This is a genomic window from Xanthomonas arboricola pv. guizotiae, from assembly GCF_002940205.1.
Classification (GTDB): domain Bacteria; phylum Pseudomonadota; class Gammaproteobacteria; order Xanthomonadales; family Xanthomonadaceae; genus Xanthomonas; species Xanthomonas arboricola_C.
The window spans coordinates 1-803 of record NZ_MDSK01000109.1 but is presented as its reverse complement, the minus strand read 5'-3'; the positions used below and the strand labels follow the sequence as shown (position 1 = coordinate 803).

Annotated in this window: 1 pseudogene; it reads right to left on the bottom strand. The window is 51.9% G+C overall.

The annotated features are described in order from the left end of the window. Positions 1 to 766, bottom strand: a pseudogene (locus XarbCFBP7408_RS22020) (Ulp1 family isopeptidase); the annotation flags it as partial. Positions 767 to 803: the final 37 nt, after the last annotated feature.

The following is an 803-nucleotide window of genomic DNA, read 5'->3' as shown; positions in this document are numbered from 1 at the left end:
CTGATGCGTTCTGCGGCCAACCGCCATAGGGGGTGGGCGGCAACTGCCAACCACCAGAGGGGGTGGGCGGCAATAGGGACGAATAGGAAGAATCAGCCGGAGCATCGGGATGCCACGTTTCTTCTGGCCGATGGAAGGCCTGAGTGGGACTGTATGGAGGCAGGTCCGGTTGTTGATAACGAAGTCTGAAATTGGCGCGAATTGCCGCCTGGATGCCTTCGGATGCTCCTGAAATCACGGCTTCACCCAGAGGAGTCAGTTCGCCGGTTTCCTGGTCGACCATTTCTTCCAGCCTTGCTTGTGATAAATATCCGCTTCTTGCGTCTTCGATACTGTACGCTCTATTGCTGAATTTTCTTGAAATTTCAAGAAGCAAATCTGGGTCTTGATGGAGGGTCCGGAATACGCCTTTTAGAGGCTTGCTTTGAGCGGCCAAGGCCAGTTTGCGCCTCTCGCTTGCTAGAACAAATCTTTTCTTCTGATCTGGGGTGATGTATGGAAGGATGTTACGTAGCGTCTTGCCAAATGAGCCATCACCATGCAAGTAATTAGAGAATGCCACAGCCGGTGGCACTTTCCCTAATGCTTCATATATTGGTAGATATTCTATAATTTCGTTGATCTTGCGTTGGGCCACGTCTGTGGCTTCAGCTTTGGCTTTGGCCGTGGTTTCGGCTTTGGCTTTGGCCGTGGTTTCGGCTTTGGCTTTGGCTTTGGCCGTGGTTTTGGCTTTGGCTTTGTCTTTGGCTTGGGCAATGCGATCCAAGGCCCATTGGCTCAGCACAATGTTTCGACTGCACTGC